Here is a 24,735-nt window from a genome sequence, read left to right as displayed (position 1 = left end):
TGGCCGTGCCACCAGCGGCGGATCGACTCCACCGCGAACGCGGCGGTGTCGTGATCGGTGCCGACGTTGACCCAGCCGGTGTCCGCCGCCAGATCATAGATGCCGTAGGGGACGGCCTTGCCCAGCTGCGGGTCGGCGAAGTCATGCACTTTCACCGGCACAGGCTCACCCGCCGACCGCCACTGGCGGCCGTTGTTCTTGAACGCGCCGACGAGTTCCTTCTTCTTGGTGTCCACGCTGATCACCGGCTGACCGGCGTCCCGGTGCTCGCGGGCCTGCTCGTTGAGATAGCGGAACTGGGCATCCCGGTCCGGGTGCTGACTGCCCTCGACCGTCTTGGAGTTGGCCTGCAGGCTGAAGCCTCCCTCCCGCAGCAGGCCGGCCACGGTGTCGGCACTGACGCGGTGACCGGCCCGGGTCAGCTCCCGCGCAAGCGTGCGCGTGGACTTCACCGTCCACCGCAACGGCGACATCGGATCACCCCGCACATCCGGCTCAACCAGCGCCAACAGCGCTGGCCGCAGCCCCGGATCCAGATCCGCGACCCGCTTGCGGCCACCGCCCGGACGACGCACCCTCCCCAGAGGCTCCTCACCCGCCTCGAGTTCGAACACGCCCTTGCGGACCGTCGTCTCGCTGACCGCAGCGGCCTGTGCCACGGCCCGGACGCCACCGTGTCCCAGTGACCGAGCTTCCGCAGCCATCAGCAACCGCCGCTGCCGCTCATCCAGATGCGGGAGTAACACCGCGAGCTTCACAGCGAGTTGATCACGAGTCTCGTCCGGGATGCGCATACCACATCAACGATCCTCAGAACGGGAAGCAACACCTTGATTCCCTGCAAGCCCTTAGCCACCCTTAGCCAAGGTCCAACACCGCAGGCGACACCGCCACCCTGAGCTTCAAGGGCAGCTACGTGGCACTGAACTCCACGGCCTACAACGGTCAGGGCATCATGAGCGTCTCCGTCGACGGCGGCGCGGCCACCTCCGTGGACCTGTACCGCAACTCCACCCAGGGGATGAACGCACCGGTGTTCACCGCCGACGGACTCGACCCGACCTCGACCCACACCCTCAAGGTCACCGTCACCGGAACCAAGAACCCTTCATCACAGGGAAATTGGGCCTCGCTGGTCGACGCGATCATCGCCTAGCAGCCGAGCAGGCACACCCGCGCGCCGGGCCCGGTCCACGGGGCCGGCGCGCGGGTGTGCGCAGCAGGAGGGCGCGCCGGCCCTCGAAGCCTGCCGAAAGGTCCCGCCCAGGCGAACCAATCCCCGCCCGGTGCCCTGAAGTGCCACAATGGCCCCGGCAGGCAGGCCGCCCCTCGGCCGGGCCTGTCCGGCAAGGGCGGCGGTCGTGGACGCACCGGCGTGAACCAGGAGGCGAATGTGACGGACAAAGGCGAGGGCGAGGACCTGGCCGCTCCGGGCGACACCCTGAGCTCCATCACGATCGCCTGCATGACCGATCCCGCCGACCTCCCGGCTCCGCAGCCGCCGACGCCGTCGGACGACCACCACGCCCTGCCGGAGCGCACCCGCGCCTGCGTGGAGGAGCTGCTGCGGCACCACGGCGCCGACCAGCCGGGTGACAACAGCGAGCTCGTCGAGCTGGTCTTCCACGAGCTGACGAACATGTGGAGCGAGGAGGTCCTGCACGGCATCGAAGCCGTCGCGCGGGAGCAGCAGGTCGGACTTGTGGTGAGCGGATTCGCGGCCCGTTCCGGCGAGCTGCTGCCCCTGCGCGCCGGAGCCCCCTGCCTGTCGGTGCGGCCCCTCCCGGCCTTGGCGCTCGAGCGGCTGACGGCGCGGGGCATCTCCTTCGTCGTCTACGACCCGATCACCGAGCTGTCGCAGGGCACGCCCTATGTCGGCGCCACGAACTTCCGCGGCGGCCAAGCGGCGACGCGGCACCTGCTGGGGCTCGGGCACCGCCGCATCGCCATGATCAACGGTCCTGACCACCCCTACTGTGTGGCCCGGCAGGCCGGCCACCTCGCCGCGCTGGCCGAGGCCGGCCTGTCCCCGGAGCCCGGGCTGACGCCCTGGACGCCCATCACCTTCGAGGACGGCCATGCGACCGCACGGCAGCTGCTCTCGCTCCCCGACCCGCCGACCGCGGTCTTGGCCGCTTCCGACATGCAGGCGCTCGGCGTCTACCAGGCCGCCAGGGAGCTGGGGCTGTCCATTCCCGGCGATCTGAGCGTCGTAGGCTTTGACGATCTGCCGGTCGCGGCGCTGCTCGATCCTCCGCTGACCACGGTGCACCAGCCGCTGCGGGAGATGGCAGCCACCGCCGCCGGCCTGGCGCTCGCGCTGGGCCGGGGCGGGGAACTGCCCCAGACCGGGGTGGAGATCGCCACCGCACTGGTGGTCCGCCAGAGCACCGCGCCTCCGCGGCAGCACGGCGGCACGACGAACGGGACGGCATGAAGGCGACGGACGACCGGGCGGAAGCGGGCGCGGAAGCGGGCGCGGAGCCGGGTGCCGTCACGATCGCGTACATCGCGGAATCGGCGGGCGTCTCCATTCCGACCGTGTCCAAGGTGCTCAACCGGCGCAGCGGCGTCTCGGACCAGACCCGCGCGCGCGTCGAGGAACTCATCACCCTCCACGGCTACCGCAAGCCGGTCGGCAACCGCAGCAACGTCGTGGAGCTGGTCTTCCGTGAGCTCGACAGCCTGTGGGCGGTTGAGGTCATCCGCGGGGTTGAGCGGGCAGCGCGCAAGCACCGGGCCGTGGTGATGGTCTCCGAGGTCCGCGGTGACGGCCCACCGGGGCGCTCGATCGAGGAGACAGCCGGCCGCAGGCCGAACTGCGTCCTGGCGGTGAACCGGCTCTCGCCGGAGGAACGCGAGCAGCTGACCACGGCGGGCATTCCCTTCGTCATCATCGATCCGCTCGACGACCTCCCCGACGAGGTTCCGTTCGTGGGTTCCACCGGCTTCCGCGGCGGGCAGGCCGCGATGCGGCACCTGCTGGACCTGGGGCACCGCCGCATCGCCATGATCATCGGCACCGACCAGCCCGTCATCGTGCCCCGGCAGTCGGGCTTCCTCGCGGCGCTCGCCCAGGACGGACTGGCGCCCGATCCCGAGCTGCTGGCCGTTTCCCCCTTCACCCGCGAGGGCGGCCGGGCCGCCGCGCTCGAGCTGCTCGCCCTCCCCGAGCGGCCCACCGCCTTCGTCACCGTCTCCGACCCGCAGGCGCTCGGCGTCTACCAGGCCGCCGGAGAACTCGGGCTGTCCGTCCCCCGCGACCTGAGCGTGGTCGGCTTCGACGACCTGCCGATCGCCTCATGGGCCGAGCCGCCGCTGACCACGGTGCACCAGCCCCTCAACGAGATGGCAGCCGCCGCGACCGAACTGGCGCTCGCCCTCGGCCGGCGCGAGGAGGTCCAGCAGGGCGGCACCGAGATCGCCACGACCCTCACCGTCCGCGGCAGCACGGCCCGGCCGAAGCGCTGAGCATGTCGTAGTGGTCCTCCCAGCCAAACCTGATGGCCGGTCAGCAGCTCTGTGTCGGGCAGGCGGCTGCCGGGTCAGCCGCCGGTCGACTCCCGTACCACCAGGGAGAAGTGGCTGACGAACTCCTCCCGGTCCTGCGGGAGCTCGGCCTGGCCGATCCTCCGGGCGAGGAGCGCGACCGCCCGCTCGGCCATGGCGCCGTGATCCGGATCGATGGTGGACAGTGAGGGGACGAGGAACTCGCTGCTCTCGACGTTGTCGAAGCCGATCACCTTGACCTGCTCGGGGACCTTCACCTCGATGTCGGCGAGGCCGCGCAGCACGCCCATCGCCAGGGTGTCCGTCACGCAGAACGCACCGTCGAAGCCGAGCCCGCTCTCCACCATCTCCCGGGCGCGCTGTGCACCCGCCCGCATCGTGAACGCTTCCATGCTCTGGGTCAGAGCGGGATCCACCCGCAGACCGGCATCTCCAGTGCCTGCCGGTATCCGGTGTGGCGCAGGCTGGACACGTCCGCCTCTTCACGCACCGGCCCGCACAGGATCGCGATGCGCCGGCAGCCCCGATCGATCAGATGGCGCGTGGCCGCCCTCGACGCGTCGACATTGGGCATGGCGACGTGGTCCACCGAGCCCCCGATGATCAGCTCACCAAGGGTGACCACCGGGTAGTCGACGTTGAGCCACTCGGCATCGGCCGAGCCCATGCCCACGGGGCTGAGGAGGAGTCCGTCGTACAGCCGGTTGCGTGAGAGGGACAGCGCCGCCAGTTCGTTCTCGCGCAGCGCACCGGTCTGCTCGATGCTCACCCGCAGGTCGTACCGCACGGCCGCGGCGACGATGGCGGCAGCCAACTCGCCGTAGTACGCACTGTTGCCCCCCGGAATGGCGAGACCGATGGTGCCGGTCCGGCCCTTGCGCAGGTTGCGGGCTGCCGGATTGACGCGGTAGTCGAGCCGGGCCATCGCCTCGAGGACCTTCTCCCGCGTCGCCCTGCGCACGTTCGGGTGATCATTGATGACATTGGAGACGGTCATCGCCGAGACCCCGGCGGCCTTCGCCACGCCCTGGATGGTTGCCACGTTTACCCTCGGTCGATGGTGGGCGCAGACGCAGCGGCATGCCTCAGCGCAGGTGGGCCACGGGTGCCTGGATGGTGAGGAACGAGTGCGGGGGAATCGTCAGCACCATTCCCTGGCCGGTTGACTTCACCGCGTCGAACGGGCGCGGAGCCACCGCCTCGGGCGTCTCCGCGGTGTTGTGGACCTGAAGCCGGTCCGCGGTCAGCAGGCGGCCGGTCGGCTCGCCGACGGAGCCGCCGCGCAGGTCGAGTGTCACCTCGGCGGGCTCCTCGGCGTCCAGGTTGGTCAGTGAGATCAGCACCGTGCCGTCCTTGATGCTGGCGGAGGCGGAGAGCATGTCGAGTTCGCTGTCCCCCACCCGGCGCCTGGCGTCCTGGGCATGCAGGTGCACGGCGAGCGAAGCGGCGTCCTGATGGCCCTTGTTCATTTCGAAGACGTGGTACGTCGGGGTCAGGACCAGCGCGTCGCCGTCGGTGAGCAGCATGGCCTGGAGGACGTTGACGGTCTGGGCGATGTTGGCCATGTACAGGCGTGCCGCGTGCCGGTGGAAGATGTCGAAGTGGGTGCTGGCCACGAGGGCGTCGCGCAGGGCGTTCTGCTGGAACAGGAAGCCCGGGTTGGTGCCGGGCTCCGTGTCCCACCAGGTGCCCCACTCGTCCAGGACCAGCCCGACCCTGCGGCCCGGGTCATAGCAGTCCATGACCGTGGAATGGCCGGTGAGGATACGGTCGATCCGCTTGGCCTCCAGCATCGTGCGGTAGTAGTCGTCCGTGTCGAAGTCGGTGGCGCTGCCCTTCGCTTCCCACGGGCCGATCACCGTGTACTGGTGAACGGACAGGCCCTGGAAGAAGGTGCGGGGCGTGGCCTCGCAGCCGAAGCAGCTGATCTGCTGCATCAGCGTCTCGGTCCACTTGTAGTCGTCGCCGCTCGCGCCGGAGGCGATGCGGTACAGCGTGTTGCCGCTGTGGTCACGGCAGTACGTGGCGTACTGCCGGGCCAGATCGGCGGAATACTCCGCGCGCATGTTGCCGCCGCAGCCCCAGGTCTCGTTACCGATACCCCAGAACTTCACCCGCCACGGCTCCTCCCGGCCGTTGGCCTTGCGCAGCCGCACCATCGGACTGTCGCCGTCACGGGTCAGGTACTCCACCCACTCGCTCATCTCCTGCACCGTGCCGGAGCCGACGTTGCCGCTGATGTACGGCTCCGCACCGAGCAGCTCGCACAGGGCCATGAACTCGTGGGTGCCGAAGTGGTTGTTCTCCTCCACGTTGCCCCAGTGGGTGTTGACCATGCGGGGGCGCTGGTCCCGGGGGCCGATGCCGTCCTTCCAGTGGTACTCGTCGGCGAAACAGCCGCCCGGCCAGCGCAGGTTCGGGATGTTCAGCGCGCGCAGAGCCCGCACGACATCCAGGCGGATACCCCCCTCGTTGGGTATCGGCGAGTCCTCCCCGACCCAGAAGCCGCCGTAGATACAGCGGCCGAGGTGTTCGGCGAAGTGACCGTAGAGGTGGCGGCTGATCGTCGGGCCCTCGATGTCGAGGTTGATGACCGCGGTGGCGGTGGCGGTGGGCACGGGGTGGCTCCAGGGAGTGGGATTTGTATCGATGGAAGGGGCGGCCATGAGGGCTCCTCAGGGCCTGGGGAGCCCCGGCCGTCGGAGGTCTCCGACGGCCGGGGCGTGGTTGACGGATGGTCAGCCGACGGTGCCGGTCACCGTGCTGCCGTTCTTGGTGACGTGGTAGGTGGCGGTCTGGCCGCTGTAGAAGTGGAAGACCAGCGTGGCCGTGACGCCGTCACGCAGCGAGGCGAGGAACAGGGGGGTCAGCACGATCGTGCTGTTGGGGTAGTCGGGTGAGAATGACTCGTTGAACGCCTGGTACGGGGTCCAGTCGATCGGGCCGGCGTTGGTGCCGTCGGCGTAGGTGGCGTGCATGGTCGCCAGGTTGTTGCCCCGGTACTGGGTGGGGATGGTCAGGTCGGTGGTGCCGGTGGCCGCCGCCACCGTCGGGTTGTCGTTGGTGACGATGTCGATGTTCCACGGCACCCCGGTGGAGAACCTGGCCTGGACCGTGGCGTCGGTACCGTAGGCGCGGTCGCCGACCAGGCGGGTGAGCGCCTTGGCGGTGAAGGTCAGCGTGGTTCCGGAGACGGTGTAGTCCCGCCCCGGGAGCAGCCTGGTGCTGCCCTGCCACACGCCCAGGAAGTGGGTGCCGTTGAGGTTCAGGGTGAGCGACTCGGCAGTGATCGGGGCGGACTTGGAGACGAAGACCTTGTCGAAGGAGGCCGTGCCCGAGCGGGTGGTCCAGCTCGACTTGATCGCCGCGAAGAGGCCCGGGTCACGCCACTGGAGCGTTTCACGGTTCAGGTAGTTGAAGGCGTCCCACAGGGCGGTGGTGATGCCGTACTTGCGCGCCGCGTATCCCAGCTGCTCGTAGTACTTCAGCTCCTCGCCCCGCTCGACGGTTTCGGGGTGGAAGAAGTTGGGGCTGGTCATCAGGCCGTACTCACCGAGGTAGACCGGGATGCCCTTGGCGACGAAGGTGTCGTGCATCCACGTGAAGGAGTCGTCCAGGTACTTCTGGGCGATGTCGCCGTACAGGGTGCCGCCGGCGAGGTTCATGCTGAACGGGTAGTAGCTGTAGAAGTGCACGGTCGCCACCAGCTGGCTGTCGTGCAGGGAGTTGATGGTGGTGGACAGGTCGTCCAGGAGGGGCTGGGCGCCATCGCCGCCCTGGGTGGGCAGGACGAGCATCCTGGTCGCGTTCGCCCCGCCCGAGGCGCGGACCACGGTGTGGAAGGAGACGTTCAGCTCGTTCAGGAGCGCGGTCTTCTGCGCGGCCGTGACGTCGTTGAACCGCGGTTCGTTGACGCTCTCGAAGAGCAGGGTGCGCGGCTCGGACTTGAAGGCCTCGGAGATCTGCGACCAGGTGGAGTTGAATCGGGCCATGACGTTGTCATGGTCCGTGGTTATGTTCGAGACCCATACCTCCGAGTCGTGGTGGATGTTGATCACGACGTACAGACCGTCGGCCTGCGCCCAGTCCACGACCTGCTTGACCCGGGCCATGTAGGTGGCGTCAATGGTGTACGGCGCGGTGGCGGACTGGTGGTCCTTCCAGGTCACCGGGATGCGGACACTGCGGAAGCCCGCCTCGGCGATGGTGTCGAAGGTCGCCTTGGTGGTCAGGGCGTTGCCCCAGGCGGTTTCGTCGGGGATGGCGTCCAGGGTGTTGCCCAGGTTCCAGCTGGGCTGCATCTGCGCCACGGCGTCGATGGCCTTGGCCGGGACGCGGACGACCGGGTGCAGCGCCGTGCCGTGCACGTCGGCGGCGCCGAAGGCGGCGGCGCCGGACAGGCTCAGCATGACGGCCAGGGCCGTCAGCAGGGCGGCCAGGCGGCCGAGGCCGCGGCCTCTGGCGCGCCGGTGCGCGAGTGGCTGGATGTCGCTCATGCCATGTGCCTTTCTCGAGATGAGTGGATCTCTGGCGGAGTGCTGGTCAGGAAGTCTGTGGGGGGCGGGCCGGCTGCCGGAGGCGCAACAGCACGGCGGACGGTGCCGCCGGCAGGGTCACGGTGAGCTCGGCCGCATCCGGATCCCAGGCGCAGTGCGGTCGCCCGCTGCTGGGGTACAGCAGGTCGGTGCTGACATCGGCTCCCCGCAGCCGGGGCAGCCGCAGGACTGCGGTGTCGTCCGCTCCGGGGCGGCGCCAGACCGTGAGGTAGGTGGTGGCCGGGGTGTGCAGGGCCAGGGCGATCCATGGGTCCTCCCAGGCCGGCAGGCCGAGCGGCCAGGCGGGGACGGCCTGCGGAAGGTCGGCGCGGATGGACTTGTACACCGCCACCCCCTCATGGACCAGCGCTCGTTCCCCGGCCCCGAGCTCGGTGATCTTCCCCGAGAGGTGGATACGGCCCAGGAGGGCGTTGGCCATGGTGAAGGCGACCTCGTCGGGGGAGTCCTTGGCCTGCGGGTAGGCCCAGACCGCACCCTGTTCGGGGGTGACGGCGGTGGGCGCGGAGGCGGCGATCGGCGCATAGAGCAGCAGGTCCTCCTGATCGCTGGTGGAGTGGAGCTGCAGCCGCGAGAGCATGGCGTGGTCGGCGCGCATGCCGCCCGAGGCGCAGTTCTCGATCACCAGGTCCGGGTAGCGGTCCAGGACGCCGTCCAGCCAGTCGAGCAGGGCCCGGTTGTGGCCCAGCAGCCCGTCGGCCGGGGCCTCCCCGGGGTGGCTGCTGGTGCCGGGGCCGAAGTCGGTGTTGTGGTCGAGCTTGAGGTAGCCGACGCCCCACTCGCCGACCAGGCGGTCCACGACCTGGTCGAGGTGGGCCCGGGCGGCGGGATGGCGCAGGTCGAGGTGGTACCGGCTGCTGCCCTCCTCCACACGCTGCCCGTCGCGGCGGAAGAACGCCTCCTCCGGCAGGGACTTGGCGACCGGGCTGGACACGCCGACCCCCTCCGGCTCCAGCCAGATGCCGGGCACCATCCCCCGCTCCCGGATGCGGTCCAGGACCTCGTGGATCCCGCGCGGCCCGGGGAAGCGGGCGGCGGCGGGCTCCCAGGTGCCGACGGTGCTCCACCAGTGGCCGTTATCGTCGTCGTACCAGCCGGCGTCGATGACGAAGTACTCCGACCCCGCCTCGGCCGCAGCATCGACCAGCGGCAGCAGCTTGGCCGTGGTGGGGTCGCCCATCAGGCAGTTCATGTAGTCGTTGAAGACCACCGGCAGGTGGAGGTGGTCTCGGTGCGGGCGGCGGGTGATCCGGCGGTATCGGGTGAGCGTGGCGAATGCCTCGTCGGGGCCGCCGTCCGCAGCGAAAGCGAGCGCCACCGGCACCGTGCGGAACTCGGCCCCCGGCTCCAGCAGGTGCCGCCAGCCGTGATTGGCGTCGGTGGGACCGAACAGCGCCACGTAGGCCGTCTCGTCGCGGACGCCGCACTCCCAGCGCCAGCCTCCGCCGTTGTGCTCGATCTGCCACAGCCAGGTGCGACCCGAGTGACGGTCGGTCAGGCCGCCCATGGGGAGGAACCGGCTGCTGGACCGGACGCCCTGGCCGGTCACGACCCGGCCGTTGAGGGCGGGCGAGGACTCCCGCAGCGGCTCCTGCTTCCAGCGGAGCTCGGTGAACCACTCGTTCTCCGCCCACATCAGGTCGGCGGAGTCCAGGCCCGCCGGTCCGTCCTGGGTGAGGCAGCCGGTCACCAGCGAGCTGACCGACTCCAGTTGCAGCGCATCCGGCCCTTCGTTGCGCAGGACCACCTCGCTGCGCAGCACCGGCAGGCCGTCCGGGGAGCGGTAGCGCACCTCGGCGGTGAGCCCGGTGCCGGGGTCGTGGAGTTCGACGCTCAGCGTGTGCCAGTCGCCGTCACGGCCCGCGCGGTGGGAGCGGTGCCGCAGCCGCGAGGCGAGGTTGGTGTCGATGAGGTGCCGGCCCTGGCCCCCCGCCGTCACCTCGACCAGCGGCAGCGGTGCGCCGGGGCGCCTCGCGCCGACCGCCTCTTCGGGTGTCCCGAGGTGGACGAGTCGGGCGGCGCCGTCCTCGTCCAGGGCGATCTCCATGGCCAGGGCCGGGTGGCCCCAGCGGATCGTCTGCGCTGTGCCGTGCGTCACTGGGGTACGTCCTCTCGGGTGGCGCCGGGCACCAGGCCGCGCTCGCGCAGCCAGGCCAGCTGGATCCCGGGGGTGGAGCCGTAGCCGCCGCCGTGGTCGGCGAACGGCCAGACGGTGATGGTGCGGTCCACGCCTGCGTAGTGGTTGAAGGCGGCGTAGACGGTGGACGGCGGGCAGATGGGGTCCATCAGGCCGACGCTGAACAGCGCAGGGGCGGTGGCCCGCTGGGCGAAATGCACGCCGTCGAAGTAGTCGAGGGTGGCAAAGGTCGGCTGCACCTTGTGCCGGCTGTGCCAGCGCAGGTACTTGACGAGCTCCTGGTAGGGCCCCTCGAAGGCGATCCGGGCGCCCTGGCGGAAGTGGCACAGGAAGGGCACATCGGGGAGTACGGCAGCGATGTGATCAGTCATCAGGCCGGCCACGGCGAGGGAGAGTCCGCCGCCCTGGCTGCCGCCGGCCACGATGATCCGGCCGCCGTCGATCCCGGGAAGCTCGGCGACCGCGTCCACCGCGCGCACGCAGTCGGTCATCAGCCGCCGGTAGTAGTAGTTCTCGGGCGAGTCGATGCCCCTGGTCATGAAGCCCTCGGACCACTGGGTGGAGTCGCCCATCCCCCGGTCCGGGGTGTCGTGGCCCTGACCTCGGGTGTCGACGACCAGCTGGCGTACCCGGCAGCCGACCAGAACAGGTGCTCGGTGGGCAGTCCGCGGCCGCCGCTGTAGCCCTGGTAGGTGACGACCACGGGCAGCGGGCCCTCTACCCCGCGCGGGCGCAGCAGCCAGGCGGCGACCGGCTCGCCGTTCCAGCCGGGGAAGTACACGTCGTCGACCTCGACGGTGCGCAGTCCGTACTGCTCGGTGACCCGCTCGGTCTTCACCGCGCCGCCCTGGGCGCGGGCCTCGGCGAGGGTGCGCTGCCAGAAGGCGTCGAAGTCGTCGGGGGCGGGCGACTTCGGACGGTAGCCGACCAGGTCTTCGGGGCCGAGGTCAGTCAGGGGCATGTCGTATTCCTCACGTCATGGATCGGGGGTGGGACGGTGTGAGTCGTTGCGCATCACGGCAGCCGGAGCACGGCAACGCCTCCGGGGGACAATGTCACGCCCCCATCCGCTGCCTGACGATCTGTCAAGACATCCCAGCCGACGACCGGGACGTGCCAGGGCTCGCGGCCGTGGTTGAGCAGGAAGAGCCAGGAGCGGCCGTCGTCGGCGCTGCGGCGGACCGCCTCCACGCCGGGCGGCAGGCCGGGCACGAGGGGTCGGACCTCGGCTTCGGACAGCAGGCGGCGCACCAGTGCGGAGTATCCGGCGTCGTCCAGCCTGGTCGAGAGGTACCAACCGGCGCCCTCGCCGTAGGCGGCGCGGGTCAGTGCGGGGCCTCCGTCGGCGTAGGCGGCGACGGTGTCCGCGCCCTCGGTGCGGAGGTACTCGCTCCAGGCGCCTGCCGCCATGCCGTCGGGCAGGCTCAGCACGGCCCCCGCCGCCAGCGGGCGGTGCTCCTCGACCCGGATTCCCAGCGCCTCACGCAGCGGCTCTGCCGGGTAGCCACCGGTCCTGGCCCGGTAGTTCTCGTCGACGACGCCGCTGAAGTACTGCACCAGCAGGGTGCCGCCCTGCTGGACGTAGCCGCGCAGGTTCTCGGCCGCGGCGTCGGAGAGCAGGTGCAGTGCGGGCGCCATGACCAGCCGGTACGCGGACAGGTCGGAGTCGGGGTGGGCGAAGTCGGCAGTGACGCCGGCGTCCCACAGGGCGCGGTGGGCGCGGCGCAGGGTGCCGGGATAGTCGAGATCCTTCGACGGCAGGCCCTGGCTCTCGAGTCCCCACCAGGAGTCGGTGTCGTGCAGCACGGCGGCCTCGGCGACGACCTTGGAGCCGGCCAGCTCGGCCAGTCGCGCGACCACCTCCCCGGTTTCGCAGACCTCGCGGAAGATCCGCGAGTCCGCCCCGGCGTGCGGGACCATCGCCGAGTGCCAGATCTCGGCCCCCGAGCTGGACTGGCGCCACTGGAAGAACAGCGCGCCGTCAGCGCCGTGGGCCAGGTGCTGCACCGAGTGCCGCAGGATCTCGCCCGGCTCCTTGGGCAGGGTGGCGTTCTCCCCGTACACCGTGGAGGTGCCCTGCTCCATCAGCAGCCAGGGCTTTCCGCCGCCGAAGGAACGCGCCCGGTCGCCGCCGAAGGCGGTGTCGGCGGCGGCGTCCACGCCCGGCGCGATCGGGTAGTGGTCGATGCTGACGAAGTCCAGCTCACGGCCGAAGGCCCACAGGTCCAGGTTCTGGTAGCCGGGCAGCATCAGATTGGTGGTGACCGGCAGGTCGCTGTGGACGCGGATGGCGTCACGTTGCTCGCAGTAGGCGGCGAGCGCCTCGTCGGACCAGTAGCGCCGGAAGTCGAGCACCTGGGCCGGATTGTGGTGCCACTGGGTGGCCCGGGGCGGCAGGATCTCCTCCCAGCTGCCGTAGCGCTGGCTCCAGAAGGCGGTCCCCCAGGCCGCGTTGACGGCATCCAGGCTGCCGTGGCGCTCGCGGAGCCAGCGCCGGAAGCCGGCGGCGGCGTGGTCGCAGTAGCAGATCGCGGCGTACTCGTTGTGGACATGCCACAGGGCGAGCGCCGGGTGCTCGCCGTAGCGGGCGGCCAGGGCGGTGGCGATCCCGCGCGCGGCCCGCCGGTAGGCGGGAGCGGCCAGGCAGTAGGTGTCCCGGCTGCCGTGGACGAGCCCGGCTCCCTCGGCGGTGATCGGCATCGCATCCGGGTGCGCCAGGGTGAACCAGGGCGGCGGGGAGGCAGTGGGGGTGGCCAGGTCCACGGCGACGCCGTAGCTGTGCAGCCGGTCGAGCTGCTGGTCCAGCCAGGCGAACTCGTACCGGCCCTCCTCGGGTTCCAGTAGCGCCCAGGAGAAGACGCCGAGGGTGGCGAGGTTGACCCGCGCCCGGCTCATCAGGGCGTCGTCCTCCTTCCAGGTCTCCTGGTCCCACTGCTCCGGGTTGTAGTCGCCGCCGAAGGCGAGGCCGCCCAGCCGGGCGGTGAGTCTGCTGGTGCTCACTTCACACTCTTTCGGGTAGGGGCGAGGCCGGGGACGGGCTGCGTGCGCGGTGCCGGACCGGTGCTCTCACGGCGCGTCAGCACCGGCGCGAGCAGGGTGACCTCCTTCGTGGGCCGCCCGGCCAGCCGGTCGGCGATCAGTTCCACGGCGAGGGCGCCGAGTTCCCCGGCCGGACCGGTGACCGTGGTGAGCCGCGGTGAGCACTGCTCGGCCAGGGCCTCGGGGCACAGCGCCACCACCGAGACGTCCTCGGGGACGACCCGCCCGGAGGCCCGCAGCAGTGACAGCAGCGGCTGGATCGCGCCCTCGTTCTGGACGACGAATCCGGTGGTGTCGGGACGGTCGGCCAGGATCCGGCTGACCACCCCGGCCACGGATTCGAAGGTGCCCTCGCAGGGACGGTGCAGCACCCGCAGGCCGAGGGCCGCCGCCGCGTCCTGGAAGCCGGTCAGGGTCCGTTCCGCGTAGCCGGAGTGGCGCTGGTAGACCGCTGGTGCGTAGCCGATGAAGGCGACGTCCCGATGCCCCAGCTCGGCCAGGTGCTCGGCGCAGAGCGCACCCGCGTACGCGAAGTCGTGGTCCGCGCAGGCGAGTCCGCTGGGGTCGCCGGGCAGCCCGATCAGGGCCGCCGGTGCCCCGGTCTCGCGCAGTACGGCGATGCGGGGGTCGTCGAGCTGGACGTCCATCAGGATCACGCCGTCGGCCAGTCCGCTGCCGGCCACCCTGCGCACCCCCGCCGATCCTTCGTCATTGGTGAGCAGCAGGACGTCGTAGCCGAACCGGCGTGCCGCCGGTGACCGAGATGGCGATCTCCATCATCACCGGGACGTAGATGTCCGTGCGCAGCGGCACCACCAGCGCGAGGATGTGCGAGCGTCTTCCGGCCAGCGCCCTGGCCCCGGCGTTGGGGTGGTAGCCGAGGCGGGCGATCGTCGCCTCCACTCTGGTCTTCGTCGGTGCGGAGATCGCCCGCTTGCCACTGAGGACGTAGCTCACGGTGCTCGGGGAGATGCCTGCCGCCTCGGCCACTTCTGCCAGTGTCACCATGCCGGTCAGCCCTTGATCGCGCCGGTGAGCATGCCGGTCTTGAAGTGCTTCTGCATGAAGGGGTAGACCATCAGGATCGGCACCAGGGTCAGCACCACCACGGCCATCTGCAGGGAGAGCGGCGCGGTCTGGGTGTGCAGGGAGCCGAATCCGCCGTTGGTGGCGCCTGGCATGGTCATCCCGTTGCTGACGTACTGGAGCAGCACGTACTGAAGTGGCCACTTGGTGCTGTCGGTCGGCATGTAGAGCATCACGTTGAAGAAGGAGTTCCAGTAGCCCACCGCGTAGAAGAGCGCCACCACCGCGGTGACCGCGCGGGAGGTCGGCAGCACGATCGACCACAGGATGCGCCACTCGGTGCAGCCGTCCATGCGGGCGGCGTCGATGAGGTCGGAGGCGGTTCCGGAGTAGAAGGAGCGCAGCACCAGGATGTTGAAGACGGAGACCGAGCTGGGCAGGATCAGCGCCCAGTACTGTCCGTAGCCGCCGAGGGCGGTGACGACCAGGTAGGTGGGGATGAGGCCGCCGCCGACGAACATGGTGATGACGAGCACCAGCAGGATGGTGCGGTGGCCGAAGGAACGGGAGCGGGACAGCCCGTAGGCGCACAGCACCGAGACCGTCATGGAGAGCAGGGTGCCGACGACGGTGATGCCCAGGCTGACCAGGACGGCCCGGGTGACCGGCCCATCGACGAGCATCTGGTGGTAGGCGGCCACCGTCAGCCCGTCGGGCCAGATGACCAGGCCGCCGGCCCGGTTGATGGCGCCGGGGGTGGAGAAGCTGGTGACCACGACGATCCACAGCGGCACAAGGACCGCGGCGAGCACCAGCAGCAGCACGCCGCCCTTGAGGCCCTGCCCGACGGCCGTGGGGGGCTCCTCCCACACCGGGCGGTTGGGGTGCCGGTCAGGACGGAGCGTCAGGGCCGGGGTCGGGGTGTCACTGAGTGTCTGGCTCATTTGCGGTACAACCCGTCCTCACCGAAGGCGTGTGCGAGCCTGTTGGCTCCCCAGATCAGCAGCAGCGAGATCACGCTCTTGAACAGTCCGGCCGCCGCGCCGTAGCTGTAGTTGTTGGTGGCGATGCCGTAGTAGAAGGAGAAGGTGTCCAGGACGTCGGCGGTGTCGTGGCCGACGGCGTTGCGCTGGATCAGGAACTGCTCGAAGCCGACGCTGAGCGCGTTGCCCAGCCGCAGCACCAGCATCAGCACGATGACGCCGCGCATGCCGGGCAGGGTGATATGCCACATCCGCCGCCACCGGCCGGCCCCGTCCACCGCGGCGGCCTCGTAGAGGTTCTGGTCCACCGCGGCCAGCGCGGCGAGGAAGACGATGATCCCCCAGCCCGCTTCCTTCCACACCGCTTGGCCGGAGATCAGCAGCGCGAAGGTGCGGGGGTTGGTCATGATGTCCCAGCTGCCCAGATTGTGCTGGGCGAGCAGGTGGTTGAGCACGCCGGCCCCGCCGAGCATCTGCTGGAAGACGGTGATGGCCAGCACCCAGGAGAAGAAGTGCGGCAGATAGACCACGGACTGGATGAAGTTGCGGATCCGGGGGCTCATCACCGAGTTGAGCATCAGTGCGAGGGCGACCGGAACCGGGAAGAAGAGGACCAGCTGGACGAAGCTCAGCCACACGGTGTTGCGCAGCGCCGCCCAGAACACCGGGTCGTTGAACAACTGCTGGAACTGGTCGAGACCGGCCCAGTCGCTGTGCATCACCCCGACCAGCGGGTCGTAGTACTCGAAGGCGGTGATCAGGCCGAACAGCGGCGCGTAGTTGAAGACCAGCAGCAGTGCCACGACCGGGAGGGTCATGATGATCAGTGACTTGTCCCGGCGCAGCCGGATCCGCCAGGTCATCCTGGTCCCCGGGAGGCCCTTGTCCGCCCGGCCGCTCCGCGCGCCGGCCGCTCGCTCGGCTCTGCGGCTCCCCTGGGTCTTCTTGGGTTTGATGGTGGATGTCACGGTCACGGTTTCTCCTTGCGTGGCGCCGCCTGCTGGTGCGGACTACTGACCCGTGCCGAGCTTGTCGAGGATCTCGGTCTGGTACCACGCGTTGAGCCGGTCACCGCCGCTGCTCTTCCAACTGGCCAGTGCCGCCTGGTAGTCGGAGACCTTCTTCAGGCCGTGGGTGACGTCCTTGATGGCGTCCTGGACGGACTGGGCGTTGGCGATGGTGCTGAAGCGCGCCGGCAAGGTGATGTTCATGCCGTAGAAGACCGGCTTGTAGGCGTGCTTGCTCGCAGCAGTGCACCAGGCGAGGGAGTCGCGGGTGACCTGTTCGGCACCCGGATTGAACACCACCGAGGGACCCGCGCCCAGGAACGGGAAGGTCTTCGGCAGAGCGGTCTTCTTGCCCTCGGCGGTGTACGTGGGCAGACCGTTCTGCAGGGTGTAGTGGACGCCCTCGACGCCGTAGTTGGCCATCGTGTACTCGGCCGAGCCGAAGGGGGCGGACAGGTAGTCGGCGACCGCGAGCAGTTCCTGGATCTGGTCACCGGAGAGCTTGGCGTTGAAGTAGCTCAGCATGCTGGTGGAGGCCCCGAGGAAGATCTGCGGGTCGGACTTGCCATCGGCAGCGATGATGTTGAAGGCGTCCCGGCGGTAGTTCTTGTTCGCAGCGGTTCCGGACTGGTAGTCACTGAGGCTCCAGTCCCCGGTGCCGCCACCCTGGATCAGGGCCTTGCCCGCGTAGAAGCGGGTGCTGGCGTTGTTGGTGTTGCCGGCCAGCGCGTCAGGGTGCACGTATCCCGCCTTGGCCAGCCGGTAGTGCCAGTCGAGGGCCTCCAGCATTTCGGGCATCTCGTAGAAGTGGACCAGCTTGCCGTCCACCACCTTGTATTTGTCCGGGAGCCCCCATGCCTGGTACAGGGAGGTCCAGACCTCGCCGAACGCCCAGACTCCGCCCTTGGCGTCGGTCAGCTCCTTGCCCAGGTTCATGTAGTCCTCGGCGGACTTGACCTGGTCGGCGGTGATCCCCTTGGCCTCCAGGATGTCCCGGCGGTAGAACACCGATCCGGACAGCGGCATCCCGCTGGCGAAGGTGGGAATGCCGTAGATCTTGTCCTCCCAGGCGCTGACCTGCCAGGCGAGGGTCGGGATCGCCGCCAGGTTGGGGTACTTCTTGATCTTCTCCCCGGCCAGGTAGGGCGTGAGGTCCGCCAGCTGGGTCCCGACCAGCCCACCCATGTTGAAGGTGTTGTTCCACCAGCTGGGCAGGTTGATCCAGTCCGGCAGCTTCTTCGCCGCGGTCATCGTCGGGATGATGGTCGCGTAGTCGTTGCCGTTCGCCGGCTTCATGGTGAGGTTGATGCCCAGCGCCTTGTTCATGGCCTGGTAGAACGAGTTGCCCGCGGGCGGGAGGGTGTCCCACATGGGGGTGACCGCGGTGTAGCTGCCGCCCTTGCCCGGTATGCCGGAGACGGTGGCGACCGGGTGGGCCGGGTAGGTCAGGTAGCCCGGGTCGGTGAAGGAACCTGCGGCCCCGGTCACCGAGGGGATGTCCGGCTTGACCGCCGTGCTCGCCACGTAGGCGGGAAGCACCGCGGCCAGACCGGCCTTGCTGTTGGCGCCGCCCTTGCTGCTGGAGGACTTGCCCCCGCCGCAGGCGGAGAGCACCGGGGACAGGGCGGCGGCTCCCGCCACAGCGACCGCGCCGTTCACGAAAGTTCTACGACTCATGGCGATGCTCATGGGCTGCCCTTCGAGGGTGGGATGAGGAGTCGAGCGTCGTGCAGATGCGCTGTAGTGCAGCCGGACCCTTGCAGGGAACTGACGGCCTGTCCGCCGGAAGCCGTCGAAGCGCTTCGATGTTGCCGAGAGGTTAAGCGCCACTTTCCCGGAGGGCAAGGCATGCACAGAGAAACGACAACTTAAAGTTTCCGGTGACTACCAACGAAACTTTCTCTTGACGCTGGTGTGATCGCCTGTCAGCGTCGAAGGGCTTCACCACCGGCAGGGTTGCGCGACCGCGCCTGTCGGCCCGACTGCCCGTTCTGCGAGGGATCCTCACCTGTGAGCACTGCCGCCGTGTCCGCCACGCCCCATTTCCGCGATCCCGGGCTGCCTCTGGCCCAGCGCGTCGACGAGCTGCTCTCCCAGCTCACGGCCGAGGAGCGGATCGCCATGCTGCACCAGTACTCCCCGGCGATCCCCCGGCTGGGAGTCGGCGAGTTCCGCACCGGCACCGAGACCCTGCACGGCGTCGCCTGGCTGGGCGAGGCCACCACCTTCCCGCAGGCCGTGGGCCTTGGCGCGAGCTGGGACGAGAGCCTGGTCCGCGAGGTCGCCGAGGCCGTCTCGGTCGAACAGCGCGCCTTCCACCACCACCGCCCGCCGATCGTCGGCACCGGCCGCAACAGCCTCCAGGGCTGGGCGCCGGTGGTGAACCTGCTGCGCGACCCGCGCTGGGGACGCAACGAGGAGGGCTACTCCGAGGACCCCGCGCACTCCGCCCGGCTCGGCGACGCCTTCTGCCGGGGCATGTCCGGCGACGACCCGGAGCATCTGCGCACCGCCCCCGTGCTCAAGCACTTCCTCGGCTACAACAACGAGGACGACCGCTGCACCACCTCCTCCGGGCTGCGCCCCCGGGTGCTGCACGAGTACGACCTGGCCGCCTTCAGGCTCGCCATCGCCACCGGCACCGCCACCGGCGTCATGGCCGCGTACAACCTCGTCAACGGCCGTCCCTGCCACGTCAGTCCGCTGATCGAGCAGCAGCTGCGGCGCTGGGCCGAACCCACCGGGCACGAGCTGTTCGTGGTCAGCGACGCCGAGGCCCCGTCCAACCTGGTCGATCCCGAGCACTACTACGAGGACCACGCGGAGTCGCACGCTGCCGCCCTCAGGGCCGGCATCGACTCCTTCACCGACCACGGCGAGGACTCCTCCGTCACCGTGGGCCGCATCACCGAAGCCCTCGAACGCGGCCTGCTCACCATGGACGACGTGGACCTGGCCGTGCGTCGCCAGCTGTCGATCCGCTTCCGCCTGGGCGAGTTCGACCCCGAGCACGACCCCTACGCCGGCATCGGCTGGGAGGTCGTCAACTCCCCCGCCCACCAGGAGCTCGCCCTGCGCGCGGCCACCGAATCCGTGGTGCTGCTGAAGAACGAGGGGCTGCTCCCACTGCCCGCCGACCGCCGGGTCGCCGTCGTCGGCCCACTGGCCTGCACCCTGTTCGAGGACTGGTACAGCGGCAGCCACCCCTACCGGATCACCGTCGCCGACGGCCTCGGCGTCCAGGGCGTGGAGGGCGTGGACCGGATCGTGCTGCGCACCGCGGACGGCCGGGCGCTGACCGCCGCAGGCCCAGACGGACTGCTGACCGTGGCGGATGCCCAGGACAGCGACCCGGCCGCCCAGTTCGACCTCTTCGACTGGGATCTCGGGGTGCTCACCCTGTTGCTCGGCCGCCACCGGCCGCTACGCCTCCCTGCGCGACGACGACCGCCGGGTAGCCGCCGACCGGGACCAGCCCGGCGAGTGGGACGTCCACGAGACCTTCCGGCTCGAACCCGACGGCGACGGGGGCGAGTTGCTGCGGAGCGTCCTCACCGGCCGGTACGCGCAGGTCCACGCCGCCACCGGCGCCGTCACCATGTCCGGAGAGTCGCCGGAGGTGGCAGCAGTCCTCACCCGCACCGTCGTCCGTGACGGCGTCGCCGAGGCCGTCGCCGCCACAGCCGCGGCGGACACCGCGGTCGTCGTCCTGGGCAACGACCCGCACATCAACGGCCGGGAGACCCAGGACCGGGCCGGACTTAACCTCCCGCCGAACCAGGACCGCCTGCTGCGCGCGGTCCTCGCCGCCCAGCCGGACACCGTCCTGGTGGTCATGTCCAGCTACCCCTACGCGCTGGACTGGGCAGCCGGGCACGTCCCTGCCATCCTGTGGACCTCGCACGCCGGCCAGGAGACCGGCCGCGCCCTCGCCCGCGTGCTGAGCGGGGAGGCCGACGCGTCAGGCCGCCTCCCGCAGACCTGGTACCAGGGCGAGGACGAACTGCCCGAGCGCCTCGACTACGACATCATCAAGGCCGGCTGGACCTACCAGTACCACCGCACCCCCGCCCTCTACCCCTTCGGCCACGGGCTCTCCTACGCCGACTTCAGCTACTCCCGGCTCGCCCTCGACGCCGACCGCCTGCCCCAGGACGGAACGGTCACGGCCCGGGTCTCCCTGGGAAACCGGGGCGAGCGGGCCGGCCTGGAGACCGTCCAGCTCTACGTCCGCGCGCTGGACGCCCGCTACGAGGCGCCACTGCTGCGCCTCGCCGACTTCCGCAAGGTCCGGCTGCAACCCGGCGAATGGGCCGAGCTGGAGTTCCGGCTGCCCGTCGAGCAGGCACTGGCCCACTGGGACGTCGCCACCGGCGCCTTCACGGTGGACCCCGGCTGCTACGAACTGCTCGTCGCCCGCAGCGCCGCCGACCCCGTGCTCACCGCCCGGTTCACCGTGGACGGAACGGCCCCCGCTCCCCGCCGGGCCGTCGGCCGGCCACTGCGTGCCGTGGACTTCGACGACTACCGCGACGCCGTCATCGTCGACGCCGGCCGCACCGACGGGGACGCGGTGACGCCTGCCGCGAACCAGGCCGCGCGGCTGGTCTTCCGCCATGTGGACCTCACCGGCGCGGCCACGCTGACCGCCGAGGTCTCCCGCACCGCGCCCGGCCCGGCCGGCCTGGACGTCTACGCGGACGGACTGCTGCTCGCTGCACTGCCGGTGGACTCGACCGGCGACCGGTACACCTGGACCACCGTCAGCGCCGCCCTGAGCCACCAGCACGGCACGCTCAGCGAACTGACGGTCGTACTCACCGGTGAACAGCGTCTCGCCGCGCTGACGTTCGCGCCCTGAACGGCGCCCACCCACCCACCCACCACGCCGCCAAGGACTTCACACCGATGACCTCCGCCACCAGCCCGGTGATCCCGGGCTTCCATCCCGACCCCAGCGTCTGCCGGGTCGGCGAGGACTACTACCTCGTCTGCTCCAGCTTCGAGTACTTCCCCGGCCTGCCCGTCTTCCACAGCCGCGACCTGGTCAACTGGACCCAGATCGGCAATGCCCTGGACCGCCCCAGCCAGCTCGACCTCCCTCCGGACACCCCCTCCTCCGGCGGCCTCTACGCCCCTACCCTGCGCCACCGCGACGGTCGCTTCTGGCTGATCGTCACCAATGTCGCCTCTGGCGGCGGCAACATGGTCTACACCGCGACCGACCCGGCAGGCCCCTGGTCCGATCCCGTCCGCGTCCCCGGCGTCCCCGGCATCGACCCCGACCTCGCCTGGGACGAGGACGGCACCTGCTGGTGCACCTACGCCGGGGTCGCCCAGGTCCGCCTCGACCCCTCTACCGGCGAAATCCTCGGCGAGCCCTACCCCGTCTGGTCCGGCACCCCCGGTGCCACCGCGCCCGAGGCGCCGCACCTCTACCGCATCGGCGACCACTGGTACCTGATGCTCGCCGAGGGCGGCACCGAACGCGGCCACAGCGTCTCCATCGCCCGCGGCCCCTCCCCCAGCGGCCCCTTCGAGCCGTGCCCGGCCAACCCGATCCTCACTCACCGCGGCACCAACAAGCCGGTCCAGAACACCGGCCACGCCGACCTGGTGCAGGCGCCCGACGGCAGCTGGTGGATGCTGCTGCTGGCCGTCCGGCCCCAAGGCGGCACCCCCGGCTGGCACGTACTCGGCCGCGAGACCTTCCTGGCCCCGGTCAGCTGGGAGGACGGCTGGCCCGTGATCGGCGAGGTCGGCGTGGAGCGCGCCGAGCTGCCCTGGCCGGTGTCGGCCCCCACCCCCGAGCCGGAGCGGGACGACTTCGAGCCCGGCGACCTGGCACACCACTGGATCTCCCTGCGCGACCGGCCCACCGACTTGGTCAGCACCAAGGAGCGCGACAGCTGGCTGACCCTGCGCGCCCGCGGCGCCTCCCTGGACGAGCCCGACGTGGTCCTGCTGGGCCGCCGCCAGCAGCACCTCGCCTTCCGTGCCCGCACCCTGATCGATACGGCCGAGGGCAGCGGGGGGCTCGCCGTGCGCCTGGACGAGTTCCACCACTACAGCATCGAGTCGGCCCCCGGGGGCCGGCTCTCGGTCATCGCCAGGATCGGCTCGCTGCGCACCGTCACCGCCGAACACACCCTCCCGGCAGGCCCGGTGACCCTCTTCGTCCGCACCGGACCCGCCCCCGAGCCGCACGGCGCGCGCACCGGCCCGGACTCCCTGGTCTTCGGCTTCGAGTCCGCCGACGGAACGGCGACCGAGCTGGCCACCCTGGACGGCCGCTACCTCTCCACCGAGGTCGCCGGCGGCTTCACCGGACGCGTCATCAGCCTCTACGCCGCCACCGGGACCGCCCACTTCGACTGGTTCGACTACGCACCCCTGGTTCGCTAGGGCCTGCAGACACCTGTGGCGGTCCCGGTGCCTCCGGACCGCCACAGGCCCCCGCCCACCTGTCCGAAGGGATAGCACGTGCACTCGACCGGCTCCACCAGGGGCTGCTGAACCGTCGTCAGCGGCGGCTCCACCCAGGAAGCCACCGGCAGGTCGTCGAATCCGACCGCGCTCAGATCGCCGGGGATGGTCAGCCGCAACACCCGAGCCGCCTGGTAGACGCCCAGGGCCCGCAGATCGTTGGCGGTGAGAACGGCGGTCGGCCGATCGGCGCGGCCCAGCAGCACCAGCGCCGCCTCCCTTCCAGCCTCGCCGGCCGGCTCCGTCCGCACGAGGCAGCGCACGCTTCCAGCCCACACCATGACGCACCCCGTACGAACGGAGCACCCTCCTGATGAAGTTCACCGACGGCTACTGGCTGCACCGCCCGCTACGCCGCCGAGGTATCCGATGTGCAGGCCGACGAACAACGGCTGACCCTGTACGCACCCGTCAAGCACGTGCGGCACCGCGGCGACACCCTCAACAGCGCCCTGCTCACCACTGAGTGCTGGTCCCCGGCCGAGGGGGTGATCGGGGTACGGACCACCCACCACGCCGGATCGGTCCGGCACGGCCCGGAGTTCGCGCTGCCCGGGGCCTCGGACGGCGCCGGAAGGCACTGTCACGTTGGCTGACCGGTGGGATGATCTTCTGGTGAACAGCCTGGGAAGGGTCGTCGGTGGGGAGCGTGTCGCTGTCGTACAAGGGGCATCGGTACCCGGTCGAGGTCATCTCCCACTGTGTGTGGCTGTACCACCGCTTCCCGCTGTCGTTCCGCGAGGTCGAGGAGCTGATGCTCGAGCGCGGTGTCGTCGTCTCCTACGAGACGGTGCGTCGCTGGTGCGCCAAGTTCGGGCAGGCCTACGCCAACGCGCTGCGCCGCCGGCAGCCCCGGCCCGGTGAGGGTCCCCTCGTAGCGTGGAGTCCGTGACAGCAGGGGATGTTGGTTGTCATGGCGGAGAAGCGTCGTAAGTTCACGGCGGAGTTTCGTGAGGGGGCGGTACGCATCGTGACGGAGACCGGGAAGCCGGTCCCCGAGGTCGCGGAGGATCTGGGGATCAACGAGACGACCCTGGCGAGCTGGGTCTCGCGGGCGAAGCGGGCCCGAGAAGGCCACACCGGAGGACCAGGACGCGTTGATCGCCCGGCTGACGGCGGAGAACGCGGCGTTGCAGAAGGAGAACAAGGAGCTGGGGATGGAGCGCGATGTCCTCAAACGCTGCATGGTCCTGTGGGTGAAGTAGCTGCGGCGGACCCGGCCGCCGTGGCCGGGGTGATCAGCGACAACAGGACCGAGCACGGCATCCCGCACACCGTCTCGTGCCGCGCCCTGGGCGTGAGCGAGTCATGGTTCTACAAGTGGCGCCATCGCCCACCCACCGGGCGTGAGGTGCGCAGGCAGCTGCTGGCCGACGAGATCGAGGAGATCTTCACCGAGTCACGCGGCACCTACGGATCACCGAAGATCTTCATCCTGCTGGTCCGCAAGGGCTGGCGCATCTCGGTGAACACCGTCGCGAAGCTGATGGCCGAACTCGGCCTCGTCGCACGGGTGCTCAGACGCAGAAGCGGGCTGACCAGGCCGGGCAAGCGGCCGGCCGCACCGGACTTCGTCAAACGGGACTTCACTGCCGAGGAACCCGATCTCGTCTGGGCGGGTGACATGACGGAGATCGTCACCGAGGAGGGCAAGCTCTACCTCGCCACGGTCATCGACCTGTTCTCCCGGCGCCTGCTCGGCTACGCGATGGGTGCCCACCACGACGCGGACCTGGTCGTGGCCGCGCTGAACATGGCAGCGGCCACCCGCGGCGGCGCCGTCCGTGGCGTGATCTTCCACTCGGACCGCGGCAGCGAGTACGCCTCACGCAAGTTCGCCCGCGCCTGCCGTCGACTGCGCGTCACCCAGTCCATGGGCCGGGTCGGCTCGTGCTTCGACTGTGAGGATGGTCAGGTGCCGCTTCGGGTGGTGGCCTGACCCGTGCTTCGACTGGCGTTGTTGCCTTGGCGTTGATCTGTCGGCCGCTGCCTGG

General features: G+C 70.2%; 16 protein-coding genes and 5 pseudogenes. 8 read left to right on the top strand and 13 right to left on the bottom strand.

The window, feature by feature from the left end:
* On the bottom strand, positions 1 to 794 hold a 794-nt coding region (locus tag ACIBK3_RS46205), incomplete at its 3' end, for an ISAzo13 family transposase (protein WP_399374630.1).
* A gap of 122 nt (positions 795 to 916) precedes the next feature.
* Here ACIBK3_RS46205 and ACIBK3_RS46200 point away from each other — a divergent pair.
* The 3 genes from ACIBK3_RS46200 to ACIBK3_RS46190 all read left to right on the top strand — a co-directional run bounded on the left by ACIBK3_RS46200 (position 917) and on the right by ACIBK3_RS46190 (position 3,471).
* Entirely contained in the window at positions 917 to 1,156 is a 240-nt protein-coding gene (locus tag ACIBK3_RS46200; protein WP_030978407.1) for a hypothetical protein, read from the top strand.
* 237 nt (positions 1,157 to 1,393) lie between these two features.
* A complete protein-coding gene (locus ACIBK3_RS46195) occupies positions 1,394 to 2,437 on the top strand; it encodes a substrate-binding domain-containing protein (RefSeq protein ID WP_399374629.1) in 1,044 nt (347 codons plus the stop codon).
* Positions 2,434 to 3,471, top strand: a complete 1,038-nt coding sequence (locus tag ACIBK3_RS46190; protein WP_399374627.1) for a LacI family DNA-binding transcriptional regulator — start codon at positions 2,434 to 2,436, stop codon at positions 3,469 to 3,471. The genes ACIBK3_RS46195 and ACIBK3_RS46190 overlap by 4 nt, the downstream gene beginning before the upstream one ends.
* A 74-nt stretch (positions 3,472 to 3,545) precedes the next feature.
* On the opposite strand, the gene ACIBK3_RS46185 is transcribed toward ACIBK3_RS46190, so the two are convergent.
* The 11 genes and pseudogenes from ACIBK3_RS46185 to ACIBK3_RS46135 all read right to left on the bottom strand — a co-directional run bounded on the left by ACIBK3_RS46185 (position 3,546) and on the right by ACIBK3_RS46135 (position 17,932).
* Positions 3,546 to 3,902, bottom strand: coding sequence for a substrate-binding domain-containing protein (locus ACIBK3_RS46185; protein ID WP_399374626.1), 357 nt, complete (start codon positions 3,900 to 3,902; stop codon positions 3,546 to 3,548).
* An 8-nt stretch (positions 3,903 to 3,910) separates the two neighbouring features.
* Positions 3,911 to 4,552 (bottom strand): LacI family DNA-binding transcriptional regulator, encoded by a 642-nt coding sequence (locus tag ACIBK3_RS46180; RefSeq protein WP_399374624.1) that lies wholly within the window; start codon positions 4,550 to 4,552, stop codon positions 3,911 to 3,913.
* Between the two features lie 43 nt (positions 4,553 to 4,595).
* A complete protein-coding gene (locus ACIBK3_RS46175; RefSeq protein ID WP_399374622.1) occupies positions 4,596 to 6,176 on the bottom strand; it encodes an alpha-N-arabinofuranosidase in 1,581 nt (526 codons plus the stop codon).
* A 72-nt stretch (positions 6,177 to 6,248) separates the two neighbouring features.
* Positions 6,249 to 8,006, bottom strand: coding sequence for a cellulase family glycosylhydrolase (locus tag ACIBK3_RS46170; protein WP_399374620.1), 1,758 nt, complete (start codon positions 8,004 to 8,006; stop codon positions 6,249 to 6,251).
* A 46-nt stretch (positions 8,007 to 8,052) separates the two neighbouring features.
* Positions 8,053 to 10,110 carry an alpha-galactosidase gene (locus ACIBK3_RS46165; RefSeq protein ID WP_399374631.1) on the bottom strand — a complete coding sequence of 686 codons (2,058 nt, stop codon included), beginning with the start codon at positions 10,108 to 10,110 and terminating at the stop codon, positions 8,053 to 8,055.
* Positions 10,111 to 10,157: 47 nt separating this feature from the next.
* A pseudogene (locus ACIBK3_RS46160) lies at positions 10,158 to 11,161 on the bottom strand (acetylxylan esterase).
* A gap of 53 nt (positions 11,162 to 11,214) precedes the next feature.
* A complete protein-coding gene (locus ACIBK3_RS46155; RefSeq protein ID WP_399374619.1) occupies positions 11,215 to 13,200 on the bottom strand; it encodes a beta-galactosidase in 1,986 nt (661 codons plus the stop codon).
* Positions 13,197 to 14,247 (bottom strand): annotated as a pseudogene (locus ACIBK3_RS46150) (LacI family DNA-binding transcriptional regulator). Before ACIBK3_RS46150 ends, ACIBK3_RS46155 begins: the two are co-directional and overlap by 4 nt.
* Before the next feature lie 5 nt (positions 14,248 to 14,252).
* Positions 14,253 to 15,209, bottom strand: a complete 957-nt coding sequence (locus ACIBK3_RS46145; protein ID WP_399374618.1) for a carbohydrate ABC transporter permease — start codon at positions 15,207 to 15,209, stop codon at positions 14,253 to 14,255.
* Positions 15,206 to 16,222, bottom strand: coding sequence for an ABC transporter permease (locus ACIBK3_RS46140; RefSeq protein WP_399374617.1), 1,017 nt, complete (start codon positions 16,220 to 16,222; stop codon positions 15,206 to 15,208). The genes ACIBK3_RS46145 and ACIBK3_RS46140 overlap by 4 nt, the downstream gene beginning before the upstream one ends.
* 36 nt (positions 16,223 to 16,258) lie before the next feature.
* Positions 16,259 to 17,932, bottom strand: coding sequence for a Tat pathway signal sequence domain protein (locus ACIBK3_RS46135; protein ID WP_399374616.1), 1,674 nt, complete (start codon positions 17,930 to 17,932; stop codon positions 16,259 to 16,261).
* Between the two features lie 333 nt (positions 17,933 to 18,265).
* Between ACIBK3_RS46135 and ACIBK3_RS46130 the strand changes: the two are divergent.
* Together ACIBK3_RS46130 and ACIBK3_RS46125 are read left to right on the top strand one after the other, a co-directional pair.
* Positions 18,266 to 21,116, top strand: a pseudogene (locus ACIBK3_RS46130) (glycoside hydrolase family 3 C-terminal domain-containing protein).
* 47 nt (positions 21,117 to 21,163) lie between these two features.
* Positions 21,164 to 22,660 (top strand): glycoside hydrolase family 43 protein, encoded by a 1,497-nt coding sequence (locus ACIBK3_RS46125; protein WP_399374615.1) that lies wholly within the window; start codon positions 21,164 to 21,166, stop codon positions 22,658 to 22,660.
* Here the strand turns inward: ACIBK3_RS46125 and ACIBK3_RS46120 are convergent.
* Positions 22,657 to 23,022 carry a substrate-binding domain-containing protein gene (locus tag ACIBK3_RS46120; RefSeq protein WP_399374614.1) on the bottom strand — a complete coding sequence of 122 codons (366 nt, stop codon included), beginning with the start codon at positions 23,020 to 23,022 and terminating at the stop codon, positions 22,657 to 22,659. The two genes, ACIBK3_RS46125 and ACIBK3_RS46120, sit on opposite strands and share 4 nt — an antisense overlap.
* Before the next feature lie 32 nt (positions 23,023 to 23,054).
* Here ACIBK3_RS46120 and ACIBK3_RS46115 point away from each other — a divergent pair.
* The 3 genes and pseudogenes from ACIBK3_RS46115 to ACIBK3_RS46105 all read left to right on the top strand — a co-directional run.
* Positions 23,055 to 23,316: pseudogene (locus ACIBK3_RS46115) on the top strand (alpha-xylosidase); the annotation flags it as partial.
* Positions 23,317 to 23,381: 65 nt separating this feature from the next.
* A pseudogene (locus tag ACIBK3_RS46110) lies at positions 23,382 to 23,594 on the top strand (IS6 family transposase); the annotation flags it as partial.
* A 48-nt stretch (positions 23,595 to 23,642) separates the two neighbouring features.
* Positions 23,643 to 24,680 (top strand): IS3 family transposase, encoded by a 1,038-nt coding sequence (locus ACIBK3_RS46105; RefSeq protein WP_399374612.1) that lies wholly within the window; start codon positions 23,643 to 23,645, stop codon positions 24,678 to 24,680.
* Positions 24,681 to 24,735 lie beyond the last annotated feature (55 nt).

This window comes from Streptomyces sp. NPDC050287, from assembly GCF_044459385.1.
Taxonomy (GTDB): Bacteria; Actinomycetota; Actinomycetes; order Streptomycetales; family Streptomycetaceae; genus Streptomyces.
Note: the sequence above shows the minus strand (reverse complement) of the source record. Positions and strands in the feature narration are given on the sequence as shown.

What these genes read in the sequence shown, in the direction of transcription:
- ACIBK3_RS46175 (WP_399374622.1), bottom strand. Translation starts at nt 6,176, where the DNA reads ATGGCCGCCCCTTCCATCGATACAAATCCCACTCCCTGGAGCCACCCC.
- ACIBK3_RS46185 (WP_399374626.1), bottom strand. Translation starts at nt 3,902, where the DNA reads ATGGAAGCGTTCACGATGCGGGCGGGTGCACAGCGCGCCCGGGAGATG.
- ACIBK3_RS46125 (WP_399374615.1), top strand. Translation starts at nt 21,164, where the DNA reads ATGACCTCCGCCACCAGCCCGGTGATCCCGGGCTTCCATCCCGACCCC.
- ACIBK3_RS46190 (WP_399374627.1), top strand. Translation starts at nt 2,434, where the DNA reads ATGAAGGCGACGGACGACCGGGCGGAAGCGGGCGCGGAAGCGGGCGCG.
- ACIBK3_RS46170 (WP_399374620.1), bottom strand. Translation starts at nt 8,006, where the DNA reads ATGAGCGACATCCAGCCACTCGCGCACCGGCGCGCCAGAGGCCGCGGC.
- ACIBK3_RS46105 (WP_399374612.1), top strand. Translation starts at nt 23,643, where the DNA reads ATGTTGGTTGTCATGGCGGAGAAGCGTCGTAAGTTCACGGCGGAGTTT.
- ACIBK3_RS46120 (WP_399374614.1), bottom strand. Translation starts at nt 23,022, where the DNA reads ATGGTGTGGGCTGGAAGCGTGCGCTGCCTCGTGCGGACGGAGCCGGCC.
- ACIBK3_RS46145 (WP_399374618.1), bottom strand. Translation starts at nt 15,209, where the DNA reads ATGAGCCAGACACTCAGTGACACCCCGACCCCGGCCCTGACGCTCCGT.
- ACIBK3_RS46135 (WP_399374616.1), bottom strand. Translation starts at nt 17,932, where the DNA reads ATGAGTCGTAGAACTTTCGTGAACGGCGCGGTCGCTGTGGCGGGAGCC.
- ACIBK3_RS46165 (WP_399374631.1), bottom strand. Translation starts at nt 10,110, where the DNA reads ATGGAGATCGCCCTGGACGAGGACGGCGCCGCCCGACTCGTCCACCTC.